Source organism: Sulfuricurvum sp., assembly GCF_041651515.1.
Classification (GTDB): Bacteria; Campylobacterota; Campylobacteria; order Campylobacterales; family Sulfurimonadaceae; genus Sulfuricurvum.
In genome coordinates this window covers 161,689-177,363 of record NZ_JBAZJF010000001.1, presented here as the reverse complement: position 1 = coordinate 177,363, position 15,675 = coordinate 161,689, and the positions used below count along the sequence as shown (strand labels likewise).

Genomic DNA, 15,675 nt, shown 5'->3' with positions numbered 1-15,675 from the left:
ATGGCTTCATCAAAATATGCTACACAACGACTTATCGGGTTTGGTGCTACTTTGATGGTTTCGGCAGGAATAAGCGTTTCTTGCAGTGCAGAGAGCCTTGAAGATGTTTTTAAGAAGGGGAAAGTGAGCGGTCAGCTTCGAGCCTTCTGGAATGACGGACAGCGAGAATTGAAGGTTGATCGTACGGCTCTTACCGTCGGGGGGATACTCTCCTATCAGACAGCACCGATTGCAGGGATTAATGCCGGGGTTTCATTTTATTCGAGCAACGGTATCACTTCACTGACGCATATGCCCGAGTCGGGGCAGACCCATAACCTCAATCTCGATGGCAGTTCTATTAACACCCTTGGCGAAGCCTATCTCCAATATAAAGGGGAGGATACCTTGATCATATACGGGCGGCAGCGGCTTGATTTTCCATTGGCCAATGATTATTACAACCGGATGCTCCCTAATACTTTTGAAGCATTGTATATTGAGAATCGTTCACTCACCAACACCCTTTTCAAAGCCGCATATATTACGGGCTGGAAGTACAAGGCCGACGACACCTTTCGCTCTGCGACCTATGCGCTTGGAGTCGACAGTGACATCGTGGTATTAGGAACAATTTACACTCCGACCCCTTCGCTAAAATTCGAAGTATATGATACCTATGTGGCAGACGTGTTACACTCTCCCTATCTGCAATTTACCGACAATGCGATCTGGATCTCTTCGGGCGGGATTAAACTTTCCGGAGCTGTACAGTACATGCGTGAAAACAGTGTCGGGTTAAATGCGGCAGGAGAAATGAATACCTATCTCCTGGGAGGCAAGTTCATCGTAACGAAAGGGGAGTGGAGTCTGAGAACTCTGTATACTCGCATCGGCAATCAAACCTTGCAAGGGACGGGGGGACGTACTGAAAAAATGGGATGGGGCAAATTTGTTACTTTCACCGATTTGCAGATTGACGGGGAAGGGATCAATGCCGATGCAAAAGCCTACGGAGCAATTATTACCTATCGTCCGTTGCCTACGTTTGAAATTTCGGCTAAATACATGTATATTGACCAAAACGACGCGGTACAGTCGAATCCCTCGTCGATCACCCTCAATCCCCGTCCTGACTCGAATGAATACAATATTGATGCAACCTATCAACCGCGTAAAGCGTTTCGTCTGCGGACTAGGTTTGCGCGGATCGATTACGACAGCGGTAGTACGGATCTTTATAAGCGACAGGCGTACGATGAGACGAACATCCGCATCATCGCCGATTATCTGTTTTAGTTATACGCGCGTAGTGTTTCGTGTCTAAAGAGATGATATATTTGTTAATATAGGATAATCCCAAAACAGTTGTACTCTTCTTTGTATCGATAGTGGAGTCTAAAACCATGTTTTTTAATGATCGAATCGGTAATGTAAAGCCCTAATCCTAAACCCACCGATGAGTTCTCATATGGACGGTTAAACGGCTTGGAAAAGGTTTGATTTTCGACGGGAAGCGGTTCCCCGATACTGCAAATGGTAATTTCATTGGTGCTAATATTCAATATAGGTTTTCCTACTGAATATTTCAGAGCATTATCGAGAAGATTTTTTAGAACAATGGTAAAAAGCTCGAAATCGACTTTGACAATGAGTTGGGACTTTTCCCCCTTGATGCAGATACTCTCTTTATTGCACAGCAGCACATCGCAGGCATGATCGATTAAATCAACAAAGCGGTACTCTTGAAGATTTAATTTCCACTCACCGCTGCTAAATTGCTCCATTTTTGCAAACTCTCCCAGCAGATAATCCATTCGCTCAAATATATGTTTAAGTCGCTCTTGATCCGATGAGGGTGTTAAGCAATCAGTAGTGAGAGAACCTTTCATAATCGGCGTTTTGAGCTCGTGCAGAATGTTGCGTAAAAAGAGGGACCGAGCCTCACGCATTGCGGAGATTTTTTCGAGTGTGAGATTAAATTCGTGGGTTATTTGGGAAATCTCATCTTGGCCGCTAATCGGAAGATCCAGATGTGGATCGCCCTCTTTAAAGGCGATAATGGAGTTTTTAAGTCGGTGTAGAGGTAGAAGTTTGCGGAGTAGATAGCCGAAGAAAAGTAAAATGAGACTGTCGATAGCGATCAAAATGATCCAAAACATCATTAGAGAATGGGGCTGAATATCTTCCAATACCACGGATCGAAAGTGTCTCATCTCCTGTGGCGGCGGTAGTTTGAATCCAAATCGTTGGAAAGAAGGTGGTGGTGGCGGTCGAAAATTGACAAAAAAAGTGTGTCCCTCATACTCAATCATTTTTCCGAAGGGAAGAGATATGACGGTTGTCCCCTTAGACAATAGTATATTCGAAGATAGACTTGAGGGGTGAATCATCAGTTGTGACAATTCGGCGGAAAAATCATGCTGATTGTGGTGAAATAATCGATCTGCCAAGAGAAATCGACGTATTTGCTCTACCTCGTGTTGTTTGGAAAAGTGTTGATATGCTATCCAAAAGAGGCCGTTGATAAGAGCAAAAATAAGGATGAAGAAGAGGGTGATCAGCCGGATAATGGAGTGCTTATTCATTGATAAATTTGTATCCTACCCCGCGTACCGAGACTATGTAGCGTGGGTTTTTAGGATCATCCCCAATTTTTTGGCGTATACGTCCCATGATGACATCAATGCTTTTCAGACTGCTTTCGTATCGGATAGAGCCGATATTGAGAAGGAGTTCTTCACGTGAAATAACGTAACGATCTTTTTTAATCATATAGGTGACAATATCGTATTCTGCTTGGGTAAGATGCAACACAACAGCATCACGTGAAATTTCATGACGCTCTTCATCGATTTCAAAAGGAGTTGATTTTTTGGGCAATGCCGGATGGATACGACGCATAATTGCATCAATACGGAAGATAAGCTCTTGTGGATCATAAGGTTTGGGGAGATAATCATCCGCACCGCGCGAAAAGCCCATCATTTTATCCCGTAAATCAGAACGCGCAGAGGATATGATGATGGGGATAGGGCTCTCTTGGCGTATAAGGCGGCATATCTCCATCCCGTCCATCTGAGGTAAAGAGAGGTCCAGCACTAAAAGGTCAAATGAAGTCGTTTGAAAAAGGCTAAGTCCCTCTAGCGGAGTAAGAACAACAGTTACATCAATGTCATCTTTATGAAGACGTGATTTTAACAATTGTCCTAATTCAATATCATCTTCAATCATTAAAACATTAACCATGATTCGATTATATCGGGGGATAAGTAAATAGAAAGTAACATGCCCTGAAGGGCATGTAAAATTATGCACTAACGCTTAAAAGCGAAGTTGAACTCGTAGAAGAGGGATTGTTCCCGTAGTAGGAGAGAATATTTTTGAGCATAAAGTCGCTCAATTTTTGAGATGAGGTATCCGTTTGCGACGTTGATGAAGCAGTTGAAGAACCTGATGTTGATGTCGTGCCGCTATTTTTACCGGACGAATCGGTTTTTGAATTCTCTAACGATGTCAACAGCTCATCGATGCTAACTGTACCGTCTTTGTTGGTATCCAATGCAGAGAAAAGCTTGCTACTTGTCGAAGTACTTGACGTGCTGTTAGAGCTGTCCGATGATGCAGAGGAAGAATCGCTTGGCGGAGGAGGTGGCATTCCGCCCAGAGGTGGCATACTGCCGTCTTTTCCTTGCGGCGGTTTCATGTTTTTAAGTGCCGCCATCAGCTCATCCGTACTTAAACTGCCATCACTGTTGGTATCGAGCTTATTGAAAGCATCGGTAGTACTGGTACTGCTGCTAGTACTCGTTGAACTATTATTGTTGCTAGAGTTAGATGCTAGGGCTTGCGCCGCAGCACTAAATTCGGCTGAATCGATTGAACCGCTGTTATTGGTGTCCATCGAGCTCAGTAACTTTTTAGCCAAATCTTCAAAACTCGGTTTGTCCGTTTGTTTCGATGAAGATGTCCCGGAAGAACTGTAAGACGAATACGCACTGCTGTAGTTGGAACTAACGGTCATGACATACTCCTTATCGGGTGTAGCAAGAAAATTTTCTTACTCAACCAAAATAATAAGGGTTCTATAGTAACTAATGGGTAACATCGAGTGAGGTTTTGTATTAATCTTTAATAACGTCAAAATCGGCAGGGATCGTCGGTTTAAAACGAGAGGACTCGATAGGTTTATTTTGAGAAGGGTTGAGAAATTTGATGCTCACACGGTTGTCATATCCGTCGGTATAACTGATACTGTTCAATAAATCATTTTTGAATACGATATTATAGGTTTGCCCTTTGACTACAGCGGCGTAGCGCTCATCATCAAGCCGTTTGGCTTTTTGGATGATTTGTAAAAAATCGATCTCGTTATCGAGGGTACGCAACGTAACTTGCTCAATTTGAGGTTCGATGACCGTGACCTTTTGAGCGTTGACATAAACACTTTTTTGGATCGGTTTTTGATAAACCCACAAAGCACTTTGCGGTTTGGCTGCCCACAGCTCACCGCTGTATCGGATCGTTTTACCGTTATCGTCGACAATCGATTGTTCAAAACGAGAATTGAATGAGTTGATATTTATGGGTGCAGCAAAAAGGGATGCGGCAATCAGAGTACTAAAGAGAAAAAAACGCACATAATTTCCTTGAAGAATGAATTAAGACATTGTATCTAATCGTCATTAACCAAAACCATAGATTTCGTATGCTAAAATCAGCGACTTTTTCAATACTGTTCATAATGAAGGCTTTTAATGCTCCAATCACTCGTCGGAAAAATTTTCGGTACCAAGAATGATCGCGAAATCAAAAAATATATTAAACGTGTAGCTCAAATCAATGCACAAGAATCCCATTTTAGCGCATTAAGCGATGAAGAACTCCAAAATGCGTTTACTGCTCTAAAAGAGTCTGTCCGAAATAATACCAAAACATTGGATGACGTTTTAGTCGATTCATTTGCAATTACCCGTGAGGCGAGTAAGCGTGTCCTTGGGATGCGTCATTTTGACGTTCAGCTCATCGGAGGGATGGTACTGCACGAAGGGCGTATCGCCGAAATGAAAACGGGGGAGGGTAAAACGCTTGTTGCTACCTTAGCCGTTACCTTAAATGCGATGAGCGGTCATGGCGTTCATGTTGTTACCGTCAATGATTATCTTGCTGAGCGTGACGGTGCACAGATGTCTGAATTGTATGGCTTTTTGGGCTATGACACCGGGATTATTCTAGAAGGGGGCTACGATCCGGTCAATAAACGTGCTCAATATGCGGCTGACATTACTTATGGAACCAATAATGAATTCGGATTTGATTATCTTCGTGACAATATGACCTACTCTAAAGAGCATATGGTTCAGCGCGCCCACTCTTTTGTTATCGTCGATGAGGTGGACTCGATTCTGATCGATGAGGCGCGAACGCCGCTTATTATCTCCGGTCCTACCAACCGTACATTGGAAAACTACACCAGAGCCGATGCAGTTGCCAAAGCATTGATCCGTGATGAGCACTTTACCGTGGATGAAAAAGATCGCCTTATTCTCATCACCGAAGAGGGATTCGGACGTGCCGAAGAGCTTTTTGGCGTGGATAATCTTTACAGCATCGAAAACTCTGCCCTTTCGCATCACCTCGATCAGGCATTGAAAGCCAACTATATTTTTGAAGTGGACGTCGATTACGTAATTCAAGACAATCAAGTGGTTATCGTCGATGAATTCACGGGACGACTCTCTGAGGGGCGACGTTATTCAGAAGGGCTGCATCAGGCACTGGAGGCCAAAGAGGGTGTCATCATTAAAGAAGAGACGCAGACCCTCGCTGATATTACGTTCCAAAACTATTTTAGAATGTATAAGAAAATCGGGGGTATGACGGGTACGGCGCAAACCGAAGCGACCGAATTCTCTCAAATTTATAATCTTGACGTTATCTCAATCCCTACCAATGTTCCGGTCATCCGTAAAGATTTGAATGATTTGATCTACAAAACCGAAGCGGAAAAATTTGCTGCAGTTATTGCAAAAATTCGAGAACTGCATGCAGTCGGTCAGCCTATTCTTATTGGTACCGCATCGATTGAAAAATCGGAAAAGCTTCATGAGCTGATCAAAGGGGAAAAAATTCCTCATACGGTACTTAATGCGAAAAATCATGCCCAAGAAGGGGAGATTATCAAAAATGCGGGTCAAATCGGGGCTATTACGATTGCCACCAATATGGCAGGACGCGGGGTCGATATCAAGGTAAGTGACGAAGTAAAAGCGCTTGGAGGACTTTATATCCTCGGTACCGAGCGCCACGAGAACCGTCGTATTGACAACCAGTTACGCGGACGCGCCGGTCGTCAGGGTGATCCGGGAACCAGTCAGTTTTATCTCTCATTGGAAGATAATTTACTTCGCATTTTCGGTTCGGATAAGATCAAATCGATCATGGAGCGTCTCGGTGTCGAAGACGGGGAGTACATTGAATCGGCAATGGTGACCCGTGCCGTTGAAAAAGCGCAGAAAAAAGTCGAAAATATGCATTTTGAAGGGCGTAAACATATTGTAGAATACGATGATGTTGCCAATGAACAGCGTAAAATCGTTTATAAGTTCCGTGGTGAACTTCTCGATCCTGAATATCATATTACGGATAAAATTGATTTGATTCGCAGCCAATATGTGGATCGAACTCTCGCAAATTGCGGTATTTTTGAAGGTATCTCGGAAGATGAAATCGATCTTGAACGTCTTGTATTGATGGTAAAAGAAGAGATGAATGCGGACATAGACCTCTCTGTCTTTGTGGAAAAAACCGTTTCATCGATCAATGAAACGTTACTTGCTGCCTTAAAACTTCAGTATGATGAAAAAATGTCGGTGGTTGATGATGCATTGCGTTCTAATATTGAGCGTGAGATCTATCTTAAAACCCTTGATACCGCATGGCGAGAGCACCTCTATCAGATGGACAGTATGAAAACGGGTATCCGTTTGCGTGCCTACAATCAAAAAGATCCTCTTGTCGAGTATAAAAAAGAGAGTTTTAATCTCTTTAGTGAACTGGTAGAGACCATTAAATACGACACGATAAAAACTCTCCACGTTATCCGTTTCAAAGTGGATAGTGCTGAAGAGGAAGCTGAAGCATTCGCACGACAATTAGAGATCGAGAAAAAACAAGAGGCATATCAAATGTCTTTGAATCATTCCGATCATGAAGCCGAAGAGAAAAAAATCTCCCGTAATGATGATTGCCCGTGCGGAAGCGGCTTGAAATTTAAAAATTGCTGCGGCAAATCGGGACCTAAAAAAGGGGTATTTGCCTCTTGAATATCGTCCCTTATCTTGTTAAGCGATTTTTGCGCTTTGACAAAGAGCAGCCTTTCATCTTCCTCTCGGCACTTCTTGCCTTTTCCGGCATTGCCCTTGGGGTGATGGTTCTTATTATTGCTATGGCCCTCATGAATGGGTTTGATAATGAGTTCAAGAAAAAACTCACTGTTATGAATTATCCCCTCACCATTCAGCCAAAATTTTACGGTACGGCTAATACAGATTTACTCAATGATCTCCGTTCCAGATTTCCCGAACTTTCCTTTAGCCCTTATGTCACCTCTGCTGTCCTTTCACGCGGCGGCGATCAGATGGAAGGGGGATATCTCTTCGGCGTCGATTTCAATGCGGAGGCTGCTGTCAACTCTGTCGTCAAAGAAGGATTAAAAGGGGGTGTTCCTGAGGGATTTGAAGTGATGGTTGGAAAGAGCTTACAAGAAGAATTTCTTCTCAAAAAAGGGGATAAGCTTACCTATATTTTTACCCAGATGGAGCCGGGCGGTTTGGCACTTACACCAAAAATCAAGCGGTTTAAAGAGGTATCGACCTTTAACTCCGGTTTGAGTGCGTACGACAAAGGATTCTCCTATACCTCTTTGGACGCGTTACAGCGAATCTTGGGGATACCTTCAAATCTCTATGACGGCATTCATGTCCACTCTCCTAATCCGGAAGCCGATATCAAACGTATATCTGCTGTTTTACCCGATACAGTATCAATTCGGGGATGGTGGGAAGATAACGGTAATTTCTTTGCCGCTCTCAAAATGGAAAAAATGTCGCTCTTTATCGTGCTGATGCTTATTATTCTCATCGCCGCGATCAATATCATCTCCTCGCTTCTGATGACGGTTATGAATCGCCGTAGCGAAATTGCCCTCCTTGTTTCACTGGGGGCATCCAAAGAAGAAGTAAAGAAAATCTTTTTGGTTTTGGGGATCGTGATCGGAATTTTGGGTATTGCAACGGGGACAATTCTCGGTCTTTTTGGAATTTGGGTACTCAGTACATTCCAAATCATTTCACTCCCTGCCGATGTCTATCCCACCTCTACGCTCCCCCTTGATTTGAGTATGGTTGACTTCTTTTCGATCATTATCGGTGCCTTCGTGATCGTATTGCTTTCCGCTTGGTATCCGGCGAAAAAAGCTTCAGAAGTGGACGTACTTACCGTTCTTCGAAACGAATAAAGGATGTTTATGTCACCCTGGCTCGCTATGCTCATCCCCGCTGTTGTCGCCTCACTCGGCGGCGTACTGGCTATTTTTTGGAACCCTTCGCATCATGCCCGCAGCCTTATTCAGCATTTTGCTGCAGGGGTAGTCTTAGCTGCTTTAGCGGTGGAAGTCTTACCCGAATTGGGACGCGAACATGCCCCCGCATGGGTTTTAATCAGCGCTTTTACGATCGGCGGAATTCTCATGTATATCATGAAGCTGTGGAGTATACGATTAGAGGAAAAAACTGAACATCTGGGTGACAACGCTTTTAATTACGGTCTCATTGCCGCGACGTTTATCGATGTAGCCGTAGACGGTTTTATTATCGGGGCTGGATTCGCAGCAGGGGGAAGTACGGGATTGATCTTAGCCCTCGGCTTATCGGTAGAGCTGCTCTTCCTAGGGCTCTCCTTGGTATCAGAGACGATCAAAGGGTGGCGCGTTGTTATTATGACGCTATTGCTCGCGGGTGTGGTACTCAGCTGTACCTTATTGGGCAACTATCTGTTGGCGGGGGCTTCGACGAGTGTTATTAGTGCTATCTTAGCCTTCGGTGTTGCAGCGCTGCTTTATCTGGTCACCGACGAGCTTTTGGTAGAAGCGCACGTTATCGAGGAAAAACCCTCTTCAACCCTTTGGCTCTTCGCCGGATTTCTCGTCTTTTGGAGCATTCAGCTTTTTAGCGGAGAATAATTACTTTTTCTTTTCGTCCGGTATCATCCATAAAAAGGGATAGACCAGCGTCCGTTTGAGAATATTGAACGGTGCGGTCACGATCTCTTTGGCAATTGCTGTTTCTACTTTTGGATCATCCAATTTCCCGTTGATTGTTACCGTAGTTGATATGGAGCCGTCCTCTCCGAAGAGGATGTATCCCACCATCGGTACTTTGGAAAGCTTTGCCCCTAAATCGGTTTTAAGGGTTAATGTACCAAGAAGTGTTTGGGTATTGATATTGGCATGACCCTCTCCCAAAATTTTCATTTCAGGAGAGTTGAGGGTAAAATTATCGACATTTAGTATCCCTTTGTTGTAAGAATAATGGGCATAGCCCTCTTTGACCGGTAGCCCTTGCGTATTGTAGTTTGGAAGTGAAAAGGTTGCCAGGGAAGGGATTGTGTTCACAAACGCCAAAACATTGTTTAGGACTTTATAATCTTTCAGAATGGTATTTTCGACACGCATAATGCCATCAAATGAATCACTATCTCCTTTGGCCTGAAAAGAGAAGCTTCCTCCCTTAAAATCACTAAACATAAAGAGATGCTCCATAAATGTGTCATTAAACTCGTGTCCGTCTATATAAAAAAATCCGTCACGCATTTTAAGGGTAGCTGAGCCTTGCATATGGTGGAGTGTTGCATCCAAATCATCGTTGTGTAAAGTCGCATCAAGGGTATCCGCAACGATTTTACGCCCTTTCATCAGGTAGAGATAGGTGTCAGTTCCGTTGATATGAATGGGGAGTGAAGTGGAAGATTGATTCGAATCCATTGTGTTTTTTTGCTGATGATCGGAAAGAAATTTTGTGAGTTGTGGCATATTTATACCTGCATTATTGGCGCGAATAGTAATAAAACTCGGTGTTTGCGTGAGCATGATGCGGTCATTAACACGCATAGTGTATTGATTTTCCTGATAGGTACCACTGAAGTGGTAACGAGAAATCGGCTGATCATTAATAACCATTAAAGCATAGGGATAATTAATCTCTCCGTCAAACCCATATCGTGAGCTCTCTCCGGTGTAAAAGAGGTTCAGATATCCGTTATTAATGTTGTAATGACGTAACAAAGGTGATTTATTGGAGAGTAAAGCAATATCGCTCAACGAAATTTTCCATCCATTCGGAATGGTTGTAAAATGGGCTTTAAGTGTTTCAGCATTTAAATTGATCTCATCCCCGCTTGCATCGAGAGCAAGATCAATGGACTCTTTTGATTCCATGAGGGGGACTAGCTTTGGATTTATGGCCACCATATTGCTAACGTGTATGTTTCCTTTTTGGCTATCAAGATGGTACTTTCCACTCAAATTGCCTTTTAGTATATCGCCGAATACGGTTCCTATGCGATCATATGAGATATCATCTCCTTTTAATGAAGCATTTAACGGTGAAATCTGTACGGGGAGTTGATTGATTGTCCAGCTGGATAGATTGGGAATGTGTACGGTAGAAAGAGCATCGTTATAGTGAAGATCAATATTTAATGGGGCATTGCGAAGGACAACTTCACGAATGTGTAAGGCATCTAGAGTTAGTCGAACATCCGTTTGCTTTGCTGTTCCGTCAAAGACAGCATTGAAATGACCGCGAATTTTATCGGAGATAGTAAACGGCACTGTCTGAACGGCAGTGTAGGCACGGTGATAGTCAAACGGTGTACGAAACGGGTCAATTTTTAGTTTTTCACCCAGTACATTCCAGGTAGAGGGCATAACATTCAGGGTGTCATGATCCGGTGCAATGATGTAATCCACACGCAAGGGGTCACGAGTATCGAAAAGGGTTATATATTTATCTTTGCCTATCGGTGAAACCTTGTAAGCAGCGATAGAGACAATCCCTCGGCCATTGTGGGCATCGTATTCACCATCGACACGTGCATCTGCAATATTGTTACCGTAATGGGCAATGAAATGATCAAAACTTACATGCGTATTGTTCAGCGAAACAATACCATTTTCACTGCGAAGTGCGACTTGTCCCAATAAAATATCAGAGGCAGTCGGTTGAAATATCCCTTTTGCAGTTGTATCGAGAGAATACAGATTTACGCAGAGGTGCAAATCAACATCGCATTCACCGGATTGTTGCTTGAGAGGTAGATCAATCTTATAAAAATGCAATAAATTTAAAATGGGATCGTTCAGCTTAGCGTGATGTGTGCGTATAAAAGCATCAAGCATTGTATGCGGAGTGGTAAAGTCGATATAAAGATAGCTCTGTTCCGTCGGAAGCCCATAAAATGTACCGGATTTGGGATAGATGTAAAGTTTTCCGTCAGTGAATTTTAAATCAACGTTTGGTGCTTTTATCGGCTCAAATCCCTGTGCAAATGTGTACTCCCCAGAAATGACGGTAGCCTCTGCGCGCAAGTTGTTCAATAGCTCTTCGGGTTTATTGTAATGAAATTTTCCGTGAAGTGTATGCAGCGAAAGGGAAGATGCTTTGGCGTAATCAACAATCCACGGGGAGATTTGAGGGTCAACACCTAGGAAGCGGATAAGAGGGCGTATTGTAGTGAATTCATGTTCGGCATCTACAACAATAGTTAGTGTATCGGTATTTCCAACAGCAGTAATGCTTATCTGCGGTGTTTGCGGCAGGGCAAGGTTTATATGTGCTATTAACGTCTGCTCTTTGAGCTTTATACTCATCTTACCTGAAATATTTGCATCCATAAAACGAATTTGCGGGAGGATAAGATAAAAAGATTTGTCGTTGAGTGAAAATTTTCCCGGATAATCATGTAAACCTTGATGGAGTACAATTTTGCCCAAAGAGCCTTTTGTATAGTTAACTGAGGCGCTGATATCTTTATATTGAATAGTATTAATATTGACTTTTTCTACCCAAGCTTCGAATATACGGATAATAGAGGGGAGTTTTGAAAGGGGTTCAAGGGTGAGTGGGGTGTTGTCTCTTTTGAGATCACTTAAGTCAATCTTTGAGGCACTAATAAGGAGCGCATTGTCCCATTTTAGGTATAATTCCTCGATTTTGATTGCTCCTAGTTTGAGGCGATCAACCCTAATTCCCTCTAATAAAGCGATAAATGTGAAAAAGAAAACCAAAAAAACAAAAGCTAAAAAAAGACCGATTCTAAAATGGATTTTTGGAATCACTCTTATAATGATTTTGTCGTTCATGACCTACCTATTCTCCACTGTCACATCACCCAAAATCGTCTATATACCGCAAGGATCCGTTTTCAAAAGTATAGCACACCTGCAAAACGAAGGGGTTAACCTTTATAAAATTGATGGGTTGATATTACGTTTGATGGGAAAACCTCAACAAGGTTGGATTGATATTAAAGAGAAGAGTATGACGCGTCTTGAGTATCTCTATCGACTGACGACTGCAAAAGCAGCAACACGTGAGATTACATTAATCCCGGGTGAAACTACGGTTGTCTTTTTAGATCAGCTAGCAAAAGAGCTTGATCTTACTAATATAAAATTAATGAGTTCGTATAAAAAGCATGCCCCACTACCGGAGGGGAATTTTGTTCCGGACACCTATAGTATCCCCAACGGCATTAGTGAAGAAAATTTAATCGTTTATCTACTTGATACTTCTAAAGAACGGATGAAATCGTGGTCTTTGGAAATGCTTGGTAGCTATAATAAGGAAAAATGGTTACAAATAGTAACAAAAGCATCGGTTATCCAAAAAGAGGCTGCTTCTGAAGCGGATATGCCATTTGTCAGTTCCGTAATCGATAATAGACTCAAAAAAGAGATGAGATTGCAAATGGATGGGACATTAAACTACGGAGAATATTCCCATCAAGTCGTAACAGCTAAACGAATTAGAATGGACAAAACCCCCTATAATACGTATAAACACAAGGGTCTTCCTGACTATCCTGTCTGTAATGTAGGAAAGATTGCTCTCAATGCAGCTCTTCATCCTGTACGCAGTGATTATCTTTATTTCGTTCGTGGTAAAAATGGGGAGCATGTGTACAGTAGTTACTTTTCTACACACCATCAAAACATAGTAAATGCTACAAAATGAAACATATTTGCAAGTTTTCCCCCTCATTCAACCCTTAAATAGAAAAACTGCCTCACACTAGTGTTATGATGCTTCTATAAAAATAATGACAGGAGAACCTGATGGCAAAAATCATTTGGTCAGTAATTGATGAAGCACCGGCACTAGCGACTTATTCGCTACTTCCAATCGTAAATGCATTCACACAAGCCGCAGGCGTTGAAGTTGTAACAAGTGACATTTCACTTGCAGGTCGCGTTATCGCTACATTCCCAGAACGTATGAGCGATACTCAACGTATCCCAGATAATCTTGCTCAATTGGGTGTTATTGCTACTCAGCCTGATGGCAATATTATTAAGCTCCCTAATATTTCGGCTTCAATCCCACAACTAAAAGCGTGTATTGAAGAGCTTCAAGCTCAAGGTTACGATCTTCCAAATTACCCAGAAGAGCCTAAAACAGACGAAGAAAAAGAGATTTTTGCACGTTATGCAACTTGTCTTGGTTCGGCCGTTAATCCGGTTCTTCGTGAAGGTAACTCAGACCGTCGTGCTGCGGTTGCGGTTAAAAACTTTGCTAAGAAAAACCCGCACAAACTTCGTGCATGGGATGAGGGTTCAAAAACTCGTGTTGCGCACATGAACAGCGGTGATTTCTTCGCCAATGAGCAATCAATCACTAAAAAAGGTGACGGCAAAGTAACTATCGCTTTGAATGGAAAAACTCTTAAAGAGATCAATGCAGTTGACAAAGAGGTTCTTGACGGTACATTCATGTCTGCTGCGTCACTTCGTTCATTCTTGGCAGAATCTATCGCAGAAGCGAAAGAGAAAAACATCCTTTGGTCGATCCATCTTAAAGCTACAATGATGAAGGTTTCTGACCCAATTATGTTCGGTCATGCTGTTAGTGTATTCTTCAAAGACGTGTTTGAAAAATACGCAGCAGAATTTAAAGAGATCGGTGTTAATCCGAATCTCGGACTTGGTGATTTGTACAAAAAATTGGCAAAACTTCCAGCGGATAAAAAAGCGGAGATTGAAGCGGCTATTATGGCGGTTTATCCGACACAACCTTCAATGGCGATGGTTGACTCTGACAAAGGGATTACCAATCTTCACGCATCAAACGATGTAATTATCGATGCTTCATTACCTGTTGTGGTACGTGATGGCGGTAAAATGTGGAATCCGGCAGGAAAAGTTGAACAGTGTGTTGTAACTATTCCGGATCGTTGTTATGCAACGATGTATTCTGAAATCATTGAAGATTGCAAGAAAAACGGACAGTTCGATGTAACGACTATGGGTTCTGTCTCTAATGTCGGTTTGATGGCTCAAAAAGCGGAAGAGTACGGCTCACACCCGACAACATTCGAAATTGCAGAAGACGGTGTTGTTACTGTAACTGATGAGAGTGGCGTATTGATGAGCTTCAACGTAGAAAAAGGTGATATCTGGCGTATGTCGAGAGCAAAAGATATCCCGATCAAAGACTGGGTACGTCTTGCGGTTGAACGTGCAGAGATCGAAAACGTTCCGGTTGTCTTCTGGTTGGACGAAAAACGTGCTCACGATGCTGAAATTATCAAAAAAGTGAACGCATACCTTCCTGAATTCAATAAATCAGGGATCGAGTACCACATTTTGGCGCCGGAAAAAGCGATGGCGTTCTCTCTTAAACGGGTACGTGCAGGGCAAAACACCATTTCAGCAACCGGTAACGTTCTTCGTGACTATTTGACTGACCTTTTCCCAATCCTTGAGCTTGGAACATCGGCTAAAATGCTCTCAATCGTTCCTCTTCTTGCTGGTGGGGGATTATTTGAAACCGGTGCTGGCGGATCAGCTCCGAAACACGTAGAGCAATTCATAAACGAGGGTCACCTTCGTTGGGATTCATTGGGTGAGTTTTTGGCTCTTGCAGAGTCACTACGTCACATCAACAAAACCAAAAAAGATAACAAATTGAGCGCTCTTACAACGGCATTGGATGAAGCAAACGCGGCGTATTTGGATAATAACAAAGAACCGTCACGTAAAGCAGGCGAGCCGGATAACAAAGCAAGCCACTTTTTCTTAGCACAATACTGGGCAAAAGCGTTGGCTGAGCAAACGGTAGATGCAGAACTTGCATCAAAATTTGCTAATGTGGCTAAAGCATTGTCTGATAATGAAGCTAAAATTATGGAAGAGCTTCTTTCGGTAGAGGGTAAAGCACAAGATATCGGTGGTTATTTTCACCCGGATAGCACTAAAGCTGAAAAAGCAATGCGTCCATCTGCTACTTTGAACGCAATTATTGCATCGATCTAAATCATTTCCGGCTTAGGCCGGAAATCGTTTTTTATCTGTAGAGACGCTCTATAGATAAAAGACGATTAAATCGTCTTTCATTTATTTTTAACTTTGATTATAAT

General features: G+C 42.7%; 11 protein-coding genes. 6 read left to right on the top strand and 5 right to left on the bottom strand.

Annotation, left to right across the window (positions count from 1 at the left end; translation table 11 throughout):
• A complete protein-coding gene (locus WC407_RS00895) occupies positions 1-1,278 on the top strand; it encodes an OprD family outer membrane porin (protein WP_373020132.1) in 1,278 nt (425 codons plus the stop codon).
• A gap of 44 nt (positions 1,279-1,322) precedes the next feature.
• Here WC407_RS00895 and WC407_RS00890 read toward each other — a convergent pair whose 3' ends face one another.
• The 4 genes from WC407_RS00890 to lolA form a co-directional block, all read right to left on the bottom strand.
• Positions 1,323-2,567 carry an ArsS family sensor histidine kinase gene (locus WC407_RS00890; RefSeq protein WP_373020130.1) on the bottom strand — a complete coding sequence of 415 codons (1,245 nt, stop codon included), beginning with the start codon at positions 2,565-2,567 and terminating at the stop codon, positions 1,323-1,325.
• Positions 2,560-3,228, bottom strand: a complete 669-nt coding sequence (locus WC407_RS00885) for a response regulator transcription factor (RefSeq protein ID WP_373020128.1) — start codon at positions 3,226-3,228, stop codon at positions 2,560-2,562. Before WC407_RS00885 ends, WC407_RS00890 begins: the two co-directional genes overlap by 8 nt.
• A 61-nt stretch (positions 3,229-3,289) precedes the next feature.
• Complete coding sequence (locus WC407_RS00880) at positions 3,290-4,003, bottom strand: EF-hand domain-containing protein (protein ID WP_373020125.1); 714 nt, start codon at positions 4,001-4,003, stop codon at positions 3,290-3,292.
• A 100-nt stretch (positions 4,004-4,103) separates the two neighbouring features.
• Complete coding sequence (gene lolA / locus WC407_RS00875) at positions 4,104-4,619, bottom strand: LolA-like outer membrane lipoprotein chaperone (protein ID WP_373020121.1); 516 nt, start codon at positions 4,617-4,619, stop codon at positions 4,104-4,106.
• A 117-nt stretch (positions 4,620-4,736) separates the two neighbouring features.
• Between lolA and secA the strand changes: the two genes are divergently transcribed.
• From secA to WC407_RS00860, 3 genes are read left to right on the top strand one after another with little or no spacing between them, the layout of a single operon-like run.
• Entirely contained in the window at positions 4,737-7,304 is a 2,568-nt protein-coding gene (secA, locus tag WC407_RS00870) for a preprotein translocase subunit SecA (protein WP_373020119.1), read from the top strand.
• Positions 7,301-8,497 carry an ABC transporter permease gene (locus WC407_RS00865; protein ID WP_373020117.1) on the top strand — a complete coding sequence of 399 codons (1,197 nt, stop codon included), beginning with the start codon at positions 7,301-7,303 and terminating at the stop codon, positions 8,495-8,497. The genes secA and WC407_RS00865 overlap by 4 nt, the downstream gene beginning before the upstream one ends.
• 9 nt (positions 8,498-8,506) lie before the next feature.
• Positions 8,507-9,220 (top strand): ZIP family metal transporter, encoded by a 714-nt coding sequence (locus WC407_RS00860; RefSeq protein ID WP_373020115.1) that lies wholly within the window; start codon positions 8,507-8,509, stop codon positions 9,218-9,220.
• Here WC407_RS00860 and WC407_RS00855 read toward each other — a convergent pair whose 3' ends face one another.
• Positions 9,221-12,400 carry an AsmA-like C-terminal domain-containing protein gene (locus WC407_RS00855; RefSeq protein WP_373020111.1) on the bottom strand — a complete coding sequence of 1,060 codons (3,180 nt, stop codon included), beginning with the start codon at positions 12,398-12,400 and terminating at the stop codon, positions 9,221-9,223.
• Between WC407_RS00855 and mltG the strand changes: the two genes are divergently transcribed.
• Both mltG and WC407_RS00845 read left to right on the top strand, forming a co-directional pair.
• Entirely contained in the window at positions 12,399-13,274 is an 876-nt protein-coding gene (gene mltG, locus WC407_RS00850; protein ID WP_373020109.1) for an endolytic transglycosylase MltG, read from the top strand. The two genes, WC407_RS00855 and mltG, sit on opposite strands and share 2 nt — an antisense overlap.
• A gap of 101 nt (positions 13,275-13,375) precedes the next feature.
• On the top strand, positions 13,376-15,571 hold the full coding sequence (locus WC407_RS00845; RefSeq protein ID WP_373020106.1) for an NADP-dependent isocitrate dehydrogenase: 2,196 nt from the start codon (positions 13,376-13,378) through the stop codon (positions 15,569-15,571).
• Positions 15,572-15,675 lie beyond the last annotated feature (104 nt).

Excerpts from the sequence above, each read along its gene's own strand:
- WC407_RS00895 (WP_373020132.1), top strand. The coding sequence starts at position 1 with ATGGCTTCATCAAAATATGCTACACAACGACTTATCGGGTTTGGTGCT.
- WC407_RS00890 (WP_373020130.1), bottom strand. The coding sequence starts at position 2,567 with ATGAATAAGCACTCCATTATCCGGCTGATCACCCTCTTCTTCATCCTT.
- WC407_RS00885 (WP_373020128.1), bottom strand. The coding sequence starts at position 3,228 with ATGGTTAATGTTTTAATGATTGAAGATGATATTGAATTAGGACAATTG.
- WC407_RS00880 (WP_373020125.1), bottom strand. The coding sequence starts at position 4,003 with ATGACCGTTAGTTCCAACTACAGCAGTGCGTATTCGTCTTACAGTTCT.
- secA (WP_373020119.1), top strand. The coding sequence starts at position 4,737 with ATGCTCCAATCACTCGTCGGAAAAATTTTCGGTACCAAGAATGATCGC.
- WC407_RS00860 (WP_373020115.1), top strand. The coding sequence starts at position 8,507 with ATGTCACCCTGGCTCGCTATGCTCATCCCCGCTGTTGTCGCCTCACTC.
- mltG (WP_373020109.1), top strand. The coding sequence starts at position 12,399 with ATGACCTACCTATTCTCCACTGTCACATCACCCAAAATCGTCTATATA.
- WC407_RS00855 (WP_373020111.1), bottom strand. The coding sequence starts at position 12,400 with ATGAACGACAAAATCATTATAAGAGTGATTCCAAAAATCCATTTTAGA.
- WC407_RS00845 (WP_373020106.1), top strand. The coding sequence starts at position 13,376 with ATGGCAAAAATCATTTGGTCAGTAATTGATGAAGCACCGGCACTAGCG.